The sequence below is a fragment of the Corynebacterium gottingense genome (assembly GCF_002285125.1).
GTDB classification, from domain to species: domain Bacteria; phylum Actinomycetota; class Actinomycetes; order Mycobacteriales; family Mycobacteriaceae; genus Corynebacterium; species Corynebacterium gottingense.
On record NZ_NSGN01000007.1, the window covers coordinates 13,156 to 28,325 of the forward strand.

The 15,170-nt window shown below is 63.5% G+C and carries 15 protein-coding genes; 6 read left to right on the forward strand and 9 right to left on the reverse strand.

All coding sequences use genetic code 11. The features are described 5' to 3' along the window. Positions 1-44: 44 nt before the first annotated feature. From truA to CKJ82_RS07630, 5 genes are all read right to left on the reverse strand, one after another. Positions 45-926, reverse strand: coding sequence for a tRNA pseudouridine(38-40) synthase TruA (gene truA / locus CKJ82_RS07615; RefSeq protein WP_083279290.1), 882 nt, complete (start codon positions 924-926; stop codon positions 45-47). 143 nt (positions 927-1,069) lie between these two features. Next, positions 1,070-1,495, reverse strand: coding sequence for a single-stranded DNA-binding protein (locus CKJ82_RS07620; RefSeq protein ID WP_016456430.1), 426 nt, complete (start codon positions 1,493-1,495; stop codon positions 1,070-1,072). A 91-nt stretch (positions 1,496-1,586) separates the two neighbouring features. Continuing rightward, positions 1,587-1,730 carry a hypothetical protein gene (locus CKJ82_RS11815; protein ID WP_016456431.1) on the reverse strand — a complete coding sequence of 48 codons (144 nt, stop codon included), beginning with the start codon at positions 1,728-1,730 and terminating at the stop codon, positions 1,587-1,589. Positions 1,731-1,890: 160 nt separating this feature from the next. Continuing rightward, complete coding sequence (locus CKJ82_RS07625; RefSeq protein ID WP_049181628.1) at positions 1,891-2,913, reverse strand: DUF4192 domain-containing protein; 1,023 nt, start codon at positions 2,911-2,913, stop codon at positions 1,891-1,893. Positions 2,914-3,083: 170 nt separating this feature from the next. Beyond that, positions 3,084-3,557, reverse strand: a complete 474-nt coding sequence (locus CKJ82_RS07630; protein WP_080972893.1) for a recombinase family protein — start codon at positions 3,555-3,557, stop codon at positions 3,084-3,086. Positions 3,558-3,652: 95 nt separating this feature from the next. On the opposite strand from CKJ82_RS07630, the gene CKJ82_RS07635 reads away from it, so the two are divergent. After that, on the forward strand, positions 3,653-4,129 hold the full coding sequence (locus CKJ82_RS07635) for a hypothetical protein (RefSeq protein WP_070421669.1): 477 nt from the start codon (positions 3,653-3,655) through the stop codon (positions 4,127-4,129). A 169-nt stretch (positions 4,130-4,298) separates the two neighbouring features. On the opposite strand, the gene CKJ82_RS07640 is transcribed toward CKJ82_RS07635, so the two are convergent. Beyond that, on the reverse strand, positions 4,299-5,858 hold the full coding sequence (locus CKJ82_RS07640; RefSeq protein ID WP_034664651.1) for a SulP family inorganic anion transporter: 1,560 nt from the start codon (positions 5,856-5,858) through the stop codon (positions 4,299-4,301). Between the two features lie 169 nt (positions 5,859-6,027). Between CKJ82_RS07640 and CKJ82_RS07645 the strand changes: the two genes are divergently transcribed. Beyond that, complete coding sequence (locus CKJ82_RS07645) at positions 6,028-6,432, forward strand: MerR family transcriptional regulator (RefSeq protein ID WP_048733850.1); 405 nt, start codon at positions 6,028-6,030, stop codon at positions 6,430-6,432. Positions 6,433-6,972: 540 nt separating this feature from the next. Here CKJ82_RS07645 and CKJ82_RS07650 read toward each other — a convergent pair. Both CKJ82_RS07650 and ychF read right to left on the reverse strand, forming a co-directional pair. Continuing rightward, positions 6,973-8,484, reverse strand: a complete 1,512-nt coding sequence (locus CKJ82_RS07650) for a recombinase family protein (RefSeq protein ID WP_070421670.1) — start codon at positions 8,482-8,484, stop codon at positions 6,973-6,975. Between the two features lie 20 nt (positions 8,485-8,504). After that, a complete protein-coding gene (ychF, locus tag CKJ82_RS07655; protein WP_095537661.1) occupies positions 8,505-9,593 on the reverse strand; it encodes a redox-regulated ATPase YchF in 1,089 nt (362 codons plus the stop codon). 87 nt (positions 9,594-9,680) lie between these two features. Here ychF and CKJ82_RS07660 point away from each other — a divergent pair, with 87 nt between their 5' ends. The 3 genes from CKJ82_RS07660 to CKJ82_RS07670 are packed head-to-tail and all read left to right on the forward strand — an operon-like array spanning position 9,681 to position 12,787. Further along, on the forward strand, positions 9,681-11,072 hold the full coding sequence (locus CKJ82_RS07660; RefSeq protein ID WP_420838557.1) for an AI-2E family transporter: 1,392 nt from the start codon (positions 9,681-9,683) through the stop codon (positions 11,070-11,072). A 30-nt stretch (positions 11,073-11,102) separates the two neighbouring features. Then, positions 11,103-12,146: a DNA recombination protein RmuC gene (locus CKJ82_RS07665; RefSeq protein ID WP_095537662.1), complete on the forward strand. Its 1,044-nt coding sequence runs from the start codon at positions 11,103-11,105 to the stop codon at positions 12,144-12,146. An 11-nt stretch (positions 12,147-12,157) separates the two neighbouring features. Next, complete coding sequence (locus tag CKJ82_RS07670; RefSeq protein WP_186439381.1) at positions 12,158-12,787, forward strand: DUF6542 domain-containing protein; 630 nt, start codon at positions 12,158-12,160, stop codon at positions 12,785-12,787. A gap of 3 nt (positions 12,788-12,790) precedes the next feature. Here the strand turns inward: CKJ82_RS07670 and CKJ82_RS07675 are convergent, their stop codons facing one another. Further along, entirely contained in the window at positions 12,791-13,762 is a 972-nt protein-coding gene (locus tag CKJ82_RS07675) for a 4-hydroxy-3-methylbut-2-enyl diphosphate reductase (RefSeq protein WP_095537663.1), read from the reverse strand. Positions 13,763-13,916: 154 nt separating this feature from the next. On the opposite strand from CKJ82_RS07675, the gene xseA reads away from it, so the two are divergent. Then, complete coding sequence (gene xseA, locus CKJ82_RS07680; RefSeq protein WP_095537664.1) at positions 13,917-15,167, forward strand: exodeoxyribonuclease VII large subunit; 1,251 nt, start codon at positions 13,917-13,919, stop codon at positions 15,165-15,167. Positions 15,168-15,170 lie beyond the last annotated feature (3 nt).

Below are 15,170 nucleotides of genomic sequence, written 5' to 3' on the forward strand. Positions count from 1 at the left end.
ACCTCCCGGGGGCGACTCGTTCGGACAATTCCTGCCCAAGCAGTCTATTCCGTCGCCCGGGAAGACTCGGAGTGCACCTCCGAAGCGTCGCGCCGGTCGCGCGTCACTGCAGCGCGAGCTGCGAGTTCGTTATCTGCCGGGTAGTCGACGCCGAGGAGGGTCAACCCATTTGCGGGTGCCAAACTCACCGCGGCAGAGCGTTCCTTCTCCCCCAGCAAAGCCGCGGCCCACTCACCGTCGCGCTTGCCGGAGCCGACGTCGAGACACGTGGCCACCAGCGCGCGGACCATGTGCCAGCAGAACGCGTCGGCGACGATGACCGCCTCGTAGAGCTCGGGTTCCTCACCGGTGGACACGTCGCGCCACTCGAACGAGCGGACCTCCCGGATCGTGGTGGCGTGCGGCCGCGCTTTGCAGAACGCCGCGAAGTCGTGCAGCCCGACCACGGCATTCGCGAATTCTTGCGCCGCGTCCAGGTCCACCTTCTTCGGCCACACCGCGGTGTCCCTCACGCGCAGGGGCAGCGCGCCGCCGTCCGCGGTGGTCACCCGGTAGCGGTAGGTGCGCGTCAACGCCGAGAAACGCGCGTCGAAGCCGTCGGGCGCGGCGGACACTGCCGAAACGCGCACGTCGGGATCAAGCAATTTCGCTAATCGACGCACCAACCTCCCCGGATCCCCCTCAATCGACCTCTGGTCCAGTGACGACACCGGAATATCCGCATGCGCCACCTGCCCGGCGGCGTGGACTCCCGCGTCCGTCCGGCCGGCCACCGTCAGCTCCACCGGGTAGCGCAGGATCAGGCTCAGCGCGTCCTCCAGCACGCCCTGCACCGTGCGGAGCTCTTCCCCACCGGCAGGTTTCTGGCGCGCCCAACCGTGGAAGTCCGTGCCGTCGTAAGCGACATCGAACCGCAGGCGCACCATCTCTTCCGGATCGTCCGCACGGTCACCTACAACGTCGAAATCACTTTTTCCTGCGCCCATGCCCCCAACCATAAATGGCGCCACTAGATGCGTTTGAAATCGCTTCACAAAACCCCAGGTCGTTTCCCTGCGGGGTTTCGTAGTTAGAACGGTACTTCTTCGCCCTCAGCGCCAGCCAGGGCGGCGGTCGCCGCCTCGCCTCCGCGACGGGCAGCGCGAGCAGCGGACTCCTTCTTGGAATCGATCAGCTGCACCGTGTCGATGCGCGCCACCAGCGGGTACTGCTTCACACCGTCCTTGTCGGTGTAGACGTCGGTCTTGAGCGAGTAGCTCACCGCAACGCGATCGCCGGAGCCGATGCAGCCGAACACACCGGGGTTCGCGGCGTCCTGGACGTAGCCGGTCAGCTCCACGATCTCGCTTTCCACCTTGCCGGTGGACTTGTTCTTGAAGGTGTTGCGCGCATAGACGCTGAGCTTCACCGTCGCGCCGCCGTTTGCGTGCTCGAACAGCTTGGGTGCGCGAGCTGCGTTGCCGACGATGGTGCCGTTGTTGAAGGGGTTGGACATGTTGGTTCTCCTTACGTGAGTGGGTGTGATTTGCCGTGCAATTTGGGTACTTAAGCAGCTGCTTTGCTGCTGCGGGGCGGTTGCGCTGTCGTTACAACACTGCCCAGGGCAGCGGTGTGCCTGCCGCCTCTAGGTCGCGCAGTTCTTGTGCTGCGCCCGGATCGGCGTCCTCGCCGTCGATGCCGTCGGCGAGCTGGTAGAGCAGTTCCAGGTCGGTGTGGGTGATGTCGCGCATCACGTGCCTCCTTGTTCGGATTGATGGTCAATCCGTCTGTTGGAGACAGCTCTGCTGTCTAAAGGTCACTCCCCTGCCTCGTTGCGGTGTCTGTCGTCGCAAGCCAAGGCCCCGCGAGAAAAAGAAACCCCGTTGCATTGCTACAACGGGGTGTGTGGTGCTACTCGGCAAACAAGATCGTGCGGGTCTTCTCAGCGCCCTCGCGGACAAGCTCGACCATCCGCTCGCCCTGGCCGATATCGGTCAGCTTCGCCACCAGCGACGGGAAGTTCTCGTCTGGCCCGATCTCGGTGGCTCGCTGCGCAGCCACGCCAGCTAGCCCCGGCTGGCCTGTGGCGTGAGCGAGCACGGCAACAGTGGCGGTGAGCTGCGAGCGCATGCCTGGCCAGCTGGTCGGGACAGCGCGCATAACCTTCTCTATGAACGCAAGGCCCGCCTGCGGGTCATCGAGCAGTGCGGCAAGCAGCGTGTCCCGCAAGCGCGGCGTGGTGAAGCATTTCAGCGCAGACCGAACAGCGCGAGCGCTCGGCTGGGTGATCCCTGCCGCCGCCTGCTCATACTCACGCTGCAGCACGTCTGCGAACATGGGCGGGATATACGCCAGCGCGTCTTCGATGATGTCGGCGTGCTCGGCAGCGTCGATGCCGTGGTCAGTGCTGTTCAACCGTGCCTCGATGTCGTCTTTGCTCGGCTCCGGCAGCTCGCCGGTGTGCTCTAGCATCTGCTGCAGCGCCGCTGATGCGGCGACCTCGCCGACAACACCGTGGCGCGGCTCGTCGATGAGCGGATGCTGGTACACAGACCACCAAGCAGCCCCAGTGACGATCTCGGGCACCTGCACCACCCCGAGCAGCGGCGGTAGCGGCGAGGCCCCGCTGGTGAGGTACGTGGCCGTCTCGTCGAAGACCGGCTGCGCAATGTCATCGCTGATCATGTACGCGATAACAGCGTCGAGTTCGAGGTGGTGGACCCACGCTGCGAACCGCTCGCGGCTCTCGGTGAGCTTCTCCACTGCTTCGTCCAGGTCGAACCGTGCGACCGGGCCGAGGCGGACGGTGTCGACGCCCTCGTCGTCGACGAAGAACGCGAGGATCAGCGAGTTGTTCGGGTAGAACCCGAGGATGCCGGGGAGGTTCGCGAGGATCTCGCCGTGGGATGCAAGCGTGTGAGAATGGGTGGACATGGCAGTGCTCCTTTGCACGAATACGGGGTGTATGTGGTCAATCCCGTATTCGGCCCGGCTCTGCCGGTCGCAGGCGTATCCCAGCAGTGCAGCACTCATGTGTGCCGAGCGTCGCTAGCGCAGCCTGATGCCTTCTCGCCGGGTGCGAGCGCTAGCGACGCAGCCTGTGCTTAAGCGTCGGCTTCGATGCGCTTGAGAGCGCGATAGATCGTCGGCCGCGAGACGTTAAAGGTGCGCGCTACAGCGCTGACGGACTTGCCGCCGTCGATAAGCTCCTTGGCCATCTGCGCCTGCTCAGCGCTGAGCTTCGGCTTGGGGCCGGCGACCCTGCCCTGTGCGCGGGCGTGCGCCACGCCCTCACGGGTGCGCTGGACAAGCAGGTCACGCTCCCACTCGGCAAGACTTGCCATGACGTTGATAACCACCTTGTCGGTGGGCTTCGACGTGTCCAGCGCTGGCTCCAACACCTTGACGTTGATGTCACGCTCGGCGAGGTCAGCGATGGTGTTCACGGTGTCCGCGAGGCTGCGGCCGAGCCTGTCCAAGCGCGTGACAACGAGCGTGTCGTCGGGGCGCATGTACGCCAGCGCGTCATCAAGACCAGGCCGTTGCCAGTTGGTGCCGGAGATGGTGTCTGAGTAGATGTGGTCCGGGTCGCAGCCAGAGCCTGAACGCTCAGATGACTTCGAGCCTGACTTCTAGCCTGGAACCGCTGGTAGAAGTAGCTGTATCTGAGGCAATGTCGAAAGAGCCTAAGAGCCTGCACGAGGCAGCAGAAGCCTCTAAGAAGGCTCACAGCGCTCTGCTCCAGGAGAAGGAGTCCAACGAAAAGCTGCTGGAGGAGATACGCGCAGAACGCAAGCAGTATAACGACGATATGGAAAAGTCGAACACGAACTTTATTAAGGCCTGCATGTCTGCCTCGTGGATTGCAGCCAGTGTTCTCTTCGTTGCTATCGCACTCGTTGCTGTCGGAGCCTTGGGGAACGGGCTGCTAAGTATGCTCGGCATACCCGACGGCGTGTCTGCCTTGTGGGGTCACGTCCAGGAGGCCAACGGCATCGGCCCAACACTGGGCTGGTTGGCGTTAACACTTATCGTCATAGGGGTTCTTATAGCGCTTATGACCTGGATGTTGTCCCAGGCTGCGCCGGGTATTGCTCACTTAGTCGAGGAATACCGTCGCAATCACCCGAGGAAAGAAACGAACCACTAACTAGAACACGTGCACCGTAAAAAGTAAAAATCCCCACAACACAGCGTAGCGGTTAACCGCTACGCTTCTTTTATGCTCTTCCTATGCCCCAACTTTGCAACAGCACCAATAAACTGGCGCCCCGGTTATAAGTTGGGGCGCCAAGTCGATGTGCTCGAGTCGGGGGATGTTAGTGGCCGGTGCCAAGCCGGCCAGACAGGCGGTTCAGCCGGTCCTGACTGGGACCGTCGAGCCCGATAATGGACACGGTTTTGCCTCTGTCCTGGAACTTCTGCGTAATCGCGTCAAAGGTCGCGACCGTGGAGGCATCCCAGATCTCCGCCTCAGTGAGATCAATAGTGATATGACGGGCAGAATCGGTGTAATCAAAGCGATAAACCAGGTCATTGCTTGATGCCCAAAACAACTGGCCATGCACCCGGTAGGTACGAGTATCAATCTCTCCATCGCCGTCGCCGTCGATCTCGGAGACCTTTTCAATGGAAGCGATATGTGCCATCCGACGGGCGAACATGATCATCGCGGTGACCACACCCAACACCACACCAATGGCCAGGTTGCTGGTGGCTAGGGTGGCAATAATCGTCACGGCCATAACAATGGTCTCAGAGACCGGCATGAGTTTAAGGGTGCGTGGATGCACCGAGTGCCAGTCGATGGTGCCGACCGAGACCATGATCATGATTGCCACCAGCGCAGCCATCGGGATCATGCCAACGATGTCGCCCAGTGCCAGGACCAGGACCAGCAGGAACACACCGGCTAACAGGGTGGATAGGCGGGTACGTGCCCCGGATTCGCGGACGTTGATCATGGTTTGACCGATCATCGCGCAGCCACCCATGCCGCCGAAGAAACCGGAGGCAATATTAGCCACCCCCTGTCCCCAGGATTCACGAGTTTTATCGGAATGAGTGTCGGTGATGTCATCGACGAGCTTGGCGGTCATCAACGATTCCATGAGACCGACCACGGCCATGGCCAGGGCATAAGGCGCGATGATCTGCAGGGTCTCCAACGTCCACGGCACGTTCGGAATAAACAGGGACGGTAAGGTCTCCGGCATCTTGCCCATGTCCGAGACCGTCGGGACAGTCAAACCGGCGGCAATGACCAAACCGGTGAGCACGATAATCGTGACCAGCGGGGCGGGGATCACACTGGTGAGCTTGGGGAAGAAAATCATGATCACCACACCCAAGCCGACGAGTGGGTAGACTATCCAAGGCACATCAATGAGGTGTTCGAGTTGGGCGGTGAAAATCATAATGCCCAGTGCATTGACGAAACCCAGCATCACCGATCGGGGGATAAAACGCTGAAGTTTCGCCACACCGAGGGCGCCGAGCACGATTTGTAGGACACCGCCCAACAGGACGGTGGCGATGAAATAATCCATCCCGTAACCACGCGCCACAGGAGCAATGACTAGGGCAATAGCCCCGGTGGCGCCGGTGATCATTGCCGGGCGGCCACCGGTAAAGGCGATCGCAATGGCCATGACTACCGAGGAAAACAGACCCATGGCTGGGTCAACACCGGCAAGGATGGAAAAGGCAATGGCCTCAGGGATCAGCGCCAGGGATACCGCCAGTCCGGCCAGAATCTCTATACGGATACGGGCGGGGGAAGAAAATGCGTAACGGAAGGATGCGATGATCCCGGTAGGGGCATCAGCGCCGTCTGGACTCAGGAGGGGGCGGGGGGCCGCCGTGCTAGTTTCAGTCATAGATGTCCAATCTTTGAGGGGATAGGTAACTGGGCGAACGCCCGAAAGGAATCCAACCCTCTAGTAACTTTAGGTTTGGTGATGGTGGTCATGGTAGCGGGAGTTTTACTCAACCGCCAACCCAGGCACAGGAACCCGTGGGCAACATCACCGTGAAGGAGAACAGGCAATGCAAAACAGTAATTTCAAGATCGGCGAGGTCGTTGACCAGACGGGGTTGTCGATTCCCACCTTGCGTTATTATGACAACGTCGGCCTGATTACCCCATCGGGGCGTAGCCCTGGTGGGTTCAGGCTTTATAGTGAGGCTGATGTACGTCGTGTTTTGCTGGTGCGACGGATGAAACCGCTGGGGTTTACTCTGGATCAGATGCGGGAATTCCTGGAAGCTGCGGAGATTCTTCATAGTTCAGATGGCGGGCAGGACAGTGATACCGCACAGCAGGCACGGAGTAATGCCAAGGCCACCCTTGCCGACATTCGTGAGGAGACGCGCACCCGCTACGAAAAGCTACGCAAGCAAATTGCCTACGCTGAGGAATTCCTCGATCTGGTCAACACCCTGGTACCCTAAACTGCCCCCATCCTTCGCAGGGAGAAAAAGACCATCGTATTGAATGCGCTCTGTCGAATCGCGTTCCAGATGAAGTGGACGAACGCCCGCGGCCTCTCCGGAGTGGATGGCGATAGTACAGAGGACTTCTGAAATCCGTGCAGACGACTCCTCAAAACGACACAGTCATCCAAGGTCACAAAATCGAAAATTGTCACTTAACCCCATCACTTCCAAACCGGCTTAAGTGACAAAATGCCATCGCTAAAGTCCCGATTTGAGTCCCAGGACGTGCGCCTTAAGAGAAATAACTAAAGCCCCTACCAGTGTTTCTCCTGGTAGGGGCTTGGAAGTTGGTAGCGGGGGCAGGATTCGAACCTACGACCTCTGGGGTAACAAGAGCCGTGTCATACTTCCTGCGAACGCCACGGTTGAGCAGTGTCGCCCCCGATACACGAAGGCAGATCTCCCCCGAACTGCCGGCTCCCGTGGCGTTCCTTCGTAAGAGCTTTGCGCGCCGCAGCGCATGCGCGCGATTGTTGACGTGTCACACACTGCAACCTAGTTCCACACGATCTGCACCGATTCAGGGTTAAAGGTCTTGGTGCCGCGCACGCCACGGCGCAGGCGCACCTGGCACAGGGTATTGATGACTCGGCGCTGCACGGCAAGCTCTGCGTTGTCGAAGGCATCCACGGGCGAGGCGTAGCCGGTTGTGTCGAGCAGCGCCGATGCGCCAGCAAGACGGGCACGGCGCGTTTCGAGTTTCTCGATCTGCGGCTCATAACGGTTTCGCGCGCGCTTGAGGTCACGGGCCTCGATAAGCTCCTCATCGTAGTCAGCCTGGACGCGGGCGAGCTTTGCGCGAAGCTCAGCGAGTTCGTCGTCGATGGCGTTGACCTCGTCGTCGTCCACAGTCGGCAGCAGGTCCGCCAGGTCGTCACGGCCAAGGCGGGCGCGGATCACGGCGAGCACAAAATCATCGACGCTATGTGTGCGCACTAATCCACAGGCGGCGCAGCGGTAGCGGTCGGCATGTGTGCGCACGGGGTTGCCACACTCGTCGCAGACATACAGACCCGAGCCGAGATGGCGGCGAGTGTTCCGGCGCTCCTTGTTGGTCAGCCGGTCGGGATCGTCGAGCACGTTCTGCACGCGCCACCACAGATCTGGTGTGACGATCGGCTCCCACTGCCCTTTCACCGGCTCGCCGGTATCGGGGTCGCGGACGATATGCGTGACACGGCGGTATTTGTTCTTCACGCCTTTGCGCTTGGCCTTCTTATAAGTGGAGTAACCCGCATACACGGGGTTGCGCAGGATCGAGTGCAACGACGTGTAGGCCCACGGCTGCGCGTCGGGAACCGGCTTTTCTTCCTGGCCTTCAGCGCGGCGTCGAGCGTTGCGCTCTGTGACCACGGTGTACATATGGCGCGGCGTGGTCGGGATATCCGGCAAGCCCGGTTGATCGACCCCAGATAAGGCGCGCGCAATGTCGCGCATGGAGTTGCCCCTCTCGACAGCGCGGAACATACCGAGCACGGCGGCGGCTTCGGATGGAATGATCTCGCCGGTGGAGGTGTAGCCGATAGGGCGCACACCGCCGGAGTACCAGCGGCCCTGCTCGGCGCGTTGCTGTTGCGCACGAGACTGGCGCATGCTCTTTCGCTCGATCTCGCCGCGTGCCACGGCTGCTTTGATGCGCGCGTACATTCTGCCGCCGTCGGTGGCAAGGTCAGCATCACCGTTCGCAGTGACGAGTTTCAGCCCCTGCTCCTCTGCCCTGTCGATCCACTCTTCGAGCTGCCAGGGCTGCCGTGTGAGGCGGTCGAGGTCCCAGCAAATGATCGCGTCGATCTCGCCGCGCTCAAAGGACGCCACCATCGCGTCGTAGTCGGGGCGGTCCACGTCCTTCTTCGACGCGGAGATCGACTGATCGACGTAGGTATGCACGACGTCCCAGCCGCGTTGCTCGGCAAGGGCTTCGCAGTCCTGGCGCTGCCGGTCGATGGCGAGGCCGTCCATGGCAGCATCGAGCGAGATACGGAGGTAAATAGCAGCACGTGTTGTCATGCCGCTAACACTAGCGCGCCTCAGGTTACATTGAAACGAAACTCCACGACGTCGCCGTCGACCATGACGTAATCCTTGCCCTCCTGGCGCACCTTGCCGTGGGCACGTGCCTCTGCCATGGAACCAAGCTCATCCAGGTCCTCGAAGGCGACGATCTCGGCCTTGATGAAGCCCTTCTCAAAGTCAGAGTGGATCACGCCGGCCGCCTGCGGGGCGGTGTCGCCCTTGTGGATGGTCCAGGCGCGCGCCTCCTTCGGGCCGGCGGTCAGGTAGGTCTGCAGGCCCAGGGTGTCAAAGCCGGCCTTCGCCAGCGTCTGCAGGCCCGGCTCGTCCTGGCCGACGGCGGCGAGGAGTTCGGACGCGTCTTCGTCGTCAAGCTCCAAAAGCTCGGTCTCTGTCTGGGCGTCGAGGAAGACTGCGTCGGCGGGGGCAACGACGTCGCGCAGCTCCTGCTTACGGGCGTTGTCGGTCAGCACGTCTTCGTCGGAGTTGAACACGTAGAGGAACGGCTTGGCCGTCATCAGGTGGAGGTGGTGCAGCAGGGAGAGGTCAATATCGCCGGTCTTGGAGGCGGCGAACAGCGTGCGGTCGCTTTCGAGCACGGCCTGGGCCTTCTTCGTCTCCTCGGCCTGCGCGGCGATGTCCTTGTCCTTGCGGCCGTCCTTTTCCAGGCGCGGCAGGGCCTTCTCAATGGTTTGCAGGTCAGCGAGGATCAGCTCGGTGTTGATCACGGCAATGTCGCTCGCGGGGTCGATCTTGCCGTCGACGTGGATCACGTTGTCGTCGCTAAACGCCCTGACCACCTGGCAGATCGCGTCCGCCTCGCGGATGTTGGCCAAGAAGGCGTTGCCCATCCCCTCGCCCTCGGAGGCACCCTTCACAATGCCGGCGATGTCCACGAAGGACACGGTCGCGGGCAGGATCCGCTCAGATTCAAAGATCTCGGCCAGGCGGTCCAGGCGCGGGTCCGGCAGCTCCACCAGACCCACGTTGGGCTCGATGGTGGCAAACGGGTAGTTGGCAGCAAGCACCTCGTTGCGCGTCAGGGCGTTGAAGAGGGTTGACTTACCAACGTTGGGCAGTCCGACGATTCCAAGTGTAAGGCTCACGTCGGCCTATCCTAGCCCACTTCGCCTCCTCCCCCGACACGCAGGGGGTGCGAGCGCTTTGGATGCGAGTGGGGCACAATAGTGCGGGTGAGTAGCAGCAAGGCAAACACCGAAACCGTCACCGACCCCCAGGACACCGCTGCGGTCGAACGGGAGGATCGCGTGGACCGCGGCGTGGTCATCAACTCGTGGGTCAAGGGCGCCGCGATGTTGACGCTGCGCCTGCTCATCATCGCCGTGTTCCTGTTCGCGTTGGGCAACCTCATCGGCGCATTCTGGGCCGGCGTCCTGCCGATCGTGCTGGCGCTGATCATCTGTACGGTCTTGGCCCCCATCGCGTCGTGGATGCGCAACGCGGGCCTGCCGTCCGGCCTCGCCGCGACGATCACCCTGCTGGGCTTTTTCGGCCTGCTCAGCGCAATTGCCCTGCTCATCGCCCCGGACATCGTCTCGCATTCCCGTGTCCTCTACCTGCAAGCCCTCGAAGGCATCCAGCGCATGCAGCTGTGGCTGCAGGGTCCGCCGCTCAACATGGACCCCGACGACCTCAGCCAGGCGATCAACGAGGTCGCCCAGTGGATGCAAAACCAGGCGGGCGCGATCGCCGGCGGCGTCTTCTCCGGCCTGGGCACCGCGGCGAGCCTCATGGTCTCGCTCATGGTCCTCCTTGTGCTGACCTTCTTCTTTCTCAAGGACGGGCACCGCTTCCTGCCGTGGGTACGCTCCGCCACGGGCGGCCGTACCGGCCTCCACGCCACCGAGCTACTCACGCGCGCCTGGAAGACGCTGAGCGGTTTCATCGTCGCGCAGGCCATCGTCTCGCTCGTCGACTCCGTCTTTATCGGCCTCGGCATCGCCATCGTCGGCGTACCGATGGCGTTCACACTGGCCGTCATCACCTTCATCGCCGGCTTCATCCCGATCATCGGCGCCGTCACCGCAGGCGCCCTCGCCGTCCTCGTCGCCCTCGTCTCCCTGGGGTTCACCGAGGCTCTCATCGTCCTAGCCATCGTCTGCGCGGTCCAGCAGCTCGAGGGCAACATCCTCTCCCCCATGCTGCAGTCGCGCGCTATGAACCTGCACCCGGTCATCGTCCTGGTCTCCGTCACCGTCGGTGGCGGCCTGTTCGGCCTCATCGGCGGCTTCCTCGCCGTGCCCGCGGCCGCGATGATCGCGGTGTGCTACCGCTACGTCCTGGACATCCTGCGCATTCACTCCGGCGAGAAGTTCGCAGCCGAGCTCGATTTTGTCACCGAGGAAGGCCGCACCATCGCCGAGATCGAAGAGAAGGAGTCCGTCCACGAGCGCGCGGAGTGGCGCAAGGAGCGCCAGTGGACCGCCCCGCCGGTCATCGAGGAGCCCGAGGCGGACGAGCCCCAGGGGTCGTCGAGCTGGAAGAAGCTTATCGACGCCCACGAAAACTCCCGATTCGCCAAAATGTTCGGAAATTCCGACCCGGAGGGCGAAACCAAGGATTAGGTGTTCGGTGCGTGTGGTTAACTCGGGCGCATGTCTACCGCCACCGCATTTCTCATCCTGTCCACGGGCCTCCTCCTCGGCTTCATCGCGGGACTGTTCACTGGCATGAGCTGGCTCAGGCGCAACACCCCCACGCCCGCCCCGCCGGCGGACCTGGCGCCCGTCGCCCGTGCACTCACGCAGCTCCAGGATCAGCTGGACGAGCTGGACAAGGACCAGGCCGTCGGCCGCAACGCGCTGGCCAGCCAGGTCCAGGCGATCGGACGGACCTCTGCCCGGCTGGGCGACCGCACCGATCAGCTCATTAACGCCCTGCGCAGCCCGCAAACGCGCGGGCGGTGGGGCGAGATCCAGCTCCAGCGCGTCGTCGAGCTCGGCGGGATGGTGGAGCACGTCGACTTTGACGTGCAGGCGCACCTGCGCGGCGGCATCGACACCCCAGGCGTCCGCCCCGACATGGTGATCCGGCTCTCGCAGGACCGCAACGTCGTGGTGGACGCGAAGGTGCCGTTCTCCTCGTACCTAGACGCACTGAACACGGAGGACCCGGAGGAGAAGCAGGCATACATGCGCCGGCACGCGCACTTGCTGCGCCGCCACGTGGACACGCTCTCATCCAAGTCCTATATCCAGGCGTTCCAACCCACTCCGGAGTTTGTGGTCATGTTCGTGCCCGCGGACCCGTTCCTCGACGCAGGCTTGACCATCGACCCGGAGCTCCTCGACTACGCGCTTGCGCGCGACGTGGTCATCGCCACCCCCACCACCCTGTTCGCGCTGCTGCGCACGGTAGCGCTCGGCTGGCGGCAGGACTCGGTCAATGAAAAGGCGAAGGAGATCCAGCGGCTCGGCGCGGAGCTGCACACTCGCCTGCGCGTGATGGGCGAGCACTACAACAAAGTGGGCGCCTCGCTGGACAAGGCCGTGGAAGCATACAACGCCACGCTGGCGTCGATGGACTCGCGCGTCATGGTGACCGCCCGGCGGCTGGAGGATATGGAGGTGCCCACGGGCCGCGCACACGCCGCGCCGCTCACGCCTGCCACATCGCGTCCGCGGCACGCTGCCGGGTAAACTGTGTCACCGTGTCTCACGTGATCCGGAATACCAACGCCCCGTCTGCACCCTTCCAGGGCCTGCCGACAGGCTCTGCCATTGGCATCCAGTTCGCAGCCCTCGTGACCGGAGCACTGCTGTGCACCATGATCGGCCAAATCGGTTGGCCGTTGCTGGCCTGCTTTGCCGTCGGGGTCATCCTGGTCACCACCGTCGTCGAGCCGAAGGGGCTCTTCCTCACCGTCGCGTCCGCGCCGATCATGTTTGTCATCGCCGTGTTGGCTACGGGGTACGTGCTCTCGCGCAGCCAGATCGCCAACGGAGGCACCTCCTCGCGCGCCGCACTACTCACGGTGTTTTACCCGCTCACGGAAGTGTTTCCCGCGCTGATCACCATCACCATCGGCGCAATCATCATCGCGGTGGTCCGCTACAAATTGGTCGAGCGGCAAAACCGTGCGCGCGCCCGCTCCGAGAGTGCGGAACGCCACCGCGTCGCAGAGAGCAACCAGCGCACCTCCGTGCAGAGCCGCCGCGCGCGCGAGCGCACCTCGAGTGTGTCCGTGCAGGAGCTGCTCAACCGCGCGAAGACCGAGCGCGAGAAAAACCCGCGCCCGCAGCGAACGCGGGGCGGGTTGAACGACAACCTCTACGACTAGCGTCTAGCCCGCGGTATTTTCCTTCGTGCGCCGCGCACGCAGATCGCGGGGCAGCGCGAACGTAATGGTTTCCACCGTGGTGGTGACCTCTTCGACGTCGGTGTAGCCGCGCTCCGCGAGGAAATCCACGACCTGGCCCACCAGGATCTCGGGGACGGACGCACCGGACGTGACGCCGACGGTGTTCACGCCCTCGAGCCACGCCTCGTCAATCTGCGAGGCGTAATCCACCAGGTGCGAGTCCTTCGCACCGGCCTCCAGCGCCACCTCGACCAGGCGCTTCGAATTCGACGAGTTCTGCGAGCCGACGACCACGACCAGGTCGGAGTCCGCCGCGATCTTCTTCACCGCAGCCTGCCGGTTTTGGGTGGCGTAGCAAATGTCATCGCTCGGCGGGTCCTGCAGGTGCGGGAAGCGCTCCTTGAGTTTGGTCACGATCTCCATCGTCTCGTCCACGGACAGCGTGGTCTGGGAGAGCCACACCAGCTTCTGGTCCTGCAGCGACTCCGGCAGGCTCTCCACTCCCTCGACACCGTCGACCAGGTGCGTCACCTCCGGTGCCTCACCCGCGGTGCCCTCGACCTCCTCGTGGCCCTCGTGGCCGACGAGCAGGATGTGGAAGCCGTCGCGGGCGAAGCGCTTCGCCTCGTTGTGCACCTTGGTCACCAGCGGGCACGACGCGTCAAGCGTGCGCAGGTTCAGGTTCGCGGCGGACTCACGCACCGCCGGCGAAATCCCGTGCGCGGAAAAGACAAGGTGTGCGCCCTCCGGCACCTCGTCGGTCTCATCAACAAAAATTACGCCGCGCTGCTCAAGGGTCTCCACAACGTACTTGTTGTGCACGATCTGTTTGCGCACGTAGACGGGCGCGCCGTACTTTTCCAGCGCCTTCTCCACCGTCTCTACCGCGCGATCCACCCCGGCGCAGTAGCCGCGAGGCGCAGCAAGAAGAACTTTTTTACCCTGATCAGTCATGGAACCGACAGTACCCAATCTGCGTCTAAAAGAATAGGCGGCTTCGCACGGCCCGGGGCGCTGCGTACGTGGCGGCGGTGGCGTCGAGAAGCGCTCTGCCCGTGTGCCGTGCGAGTGCGCTGTGTAAGTTCGGCTTTGGAAGAAAGGAGAAAAGGTGGCAGAAACCGCGAAAGAGAAGACCACGCCCGAGGCGCCATGGTCAGTCTCCAAGCTCAACACCACCGTGAAGGGGTGGATCGAGCGGCTCGGGTGGCTGTGGGTTGAGGGGCAGCTGGCCCAGATCAACGCGAAGCCAACCTGGAAGCTGTCCTACCTGGTGCTGCGCGACACGCAGGAACAGGTCAGCGTACAGCTCACCGTCAACTCGGGCATGTTGCGCGACATGCCGACCCCGCTGAAGGAAGGCGACCGCGTTGTCGTGCGCGGCAAGCCCGCGTTCTACGCCGGGCGCGGCACGTTTTCTATGTGGGTCACGGAGATTCGCCACGTCGGTGAGGGTGAGCTGCTCGCGCGCATCGAGCAGCTGCGCAAGCAGCTTGCCGCGGAGGGGCTGTTCGACCCGGCCCGGAAGCAGCGGCTGCCGTACCTGCCCACCACGATCGGGCTGATCACCGGCAAGGGCTCGGCCGCGGAGCGCGACGTGCAGTCCGTGGCGCAGCAGCGCTGGCCTGCAGTGCAGTTCCGCACCATCAATACCCCGGTGCAAGGCGCACTCGCGGTGCCGGCCGTTGTCGAGGCACTCGAGCAGCTCGACCGCGACCCGGACGTGGACGTGATCATCATCGCCCGCGGCGGCGGCTCGGTGGAGGACCTGCTGCCCTTTTCGGAGGAGGCGCTCCAGCGCGCGGTCGCGGCCGCGCGCACTCCGGTGGTTTCCGCGATCGGCCACGAGCCGGACACGCCGGTGCTGGATAACGTCGCGGACCTGCGCGCGGCAACGCCCACCGATGCGGCCAAGCGCGTCGTGCCCGACGTGGCGCAGGAGCGCGCGCTTATCGCGGAGGCGCGCCAGCGCTCCGCGGCGGCGCTCCGCGGCTGGGTGCGGCGCGAGCGGGACAGCCTCGCTGCGGTGCGGAGTCGCCCCGCGCTCGCGGACCCCATGTCCCCCATCACCAGGCGGCGCGACGAGCTCGAGCGCGCTCGCACGCAGATTCGCCGCGATGTGACGTACCTGCTGCAGCAGGAGCGCAGCGGCGTGGCGTCGTTACGCGCGCAGGTTGCGGCGCTCGGCCCCTCCGCGACACTCGCGCGCGGGTACTCGATTGTTCAGGTCCTGCCCCGCGACGGCAGCGGGCCGGACGTGGTCACCAGCATTGAACAGGCACCGCCCGGGGCGCAGCTGCGCATCCGCGTGGGCGACGGCTCTATTACCGCGGCCTCGATGGCCAACACACCAGCAGATTAAAGG

Excerpts from the sequence above, each read along its gene's own strand:
- CKJ82_RS07675 (WP_095537663.1), bottom strand. The coding sequence starts at position 13,762 with ATGACTGATCAGGGTAAAAAAGTTCTTCTTGCTGCGCCTCGCGGCTAC.
- CKJ82_RS07635 (WP_070421669.1), top strand. The coding sequence starts at position 3,653 with ATGTCGAAAGAGCCTAAGAGCCTGCACGAGGCAGCAGAAGCCTCTAAG.
- CKJ82_RS07640 (WP_034664651.1), bottom strand. The coding sequence starts at position 5,858 with ATGACTGAAACTAGCACGGCGGCCCCCCGCCCCCTCCTGAGTCCAGAC.
- CKJ82_RS07625 (WP_049181628.1), bottom strand. The coding sequence starts at position 2,913 with ATGTCCACCCATTCTCACACGCTTGCATCCCACGGCGAGATCCTCGCG.
- CKJ82_RS07620 (WP_016456430.1), bottom strand. The coding sequence starts at position 1,495 with ATGTCCAACCCCTTCAACAACGGCACCATCGTCGGCAACGCAGCTCGC.
- CKJ82_RS07645 (WP_048733850.1), top strand. The coding sequence starts at position 6,028 with ATGCAAAACAGTAATTTCAAGATCGGCGAGGTCGTTGACCAGACGGGG.
- CKJ82_RS07650 (WP_070421670.1), bottom strand. The coding sequence starts at position 8,484 with ATGACAACACGTGCTGCTATTTACCTCCGTATCTCGCTCGATGCTGCC.
- CKJ82_RS07665 (WP_095537662.1), top strand. The coding sequence starts at position 11,103 with ATGTCTACCGCCACCGCATTTCTCATCCTGTCCACGGGCCTCCTCCTC.
- CKJ82_RS11815 (WP_016456431.1), bottom strand. The coding sequence starts at position 1,730 with ATGCGCGACATCACCCACACCGACCTGGAACTGCTCTACCAGCTCGCC.
- truA (WP_083279290.1), bottom strand. The coding sequence starts at position 926 with ATGGTGCGCCTGCGGTTCGATGTCGCTTACGACGGCACGGACTTCCAC.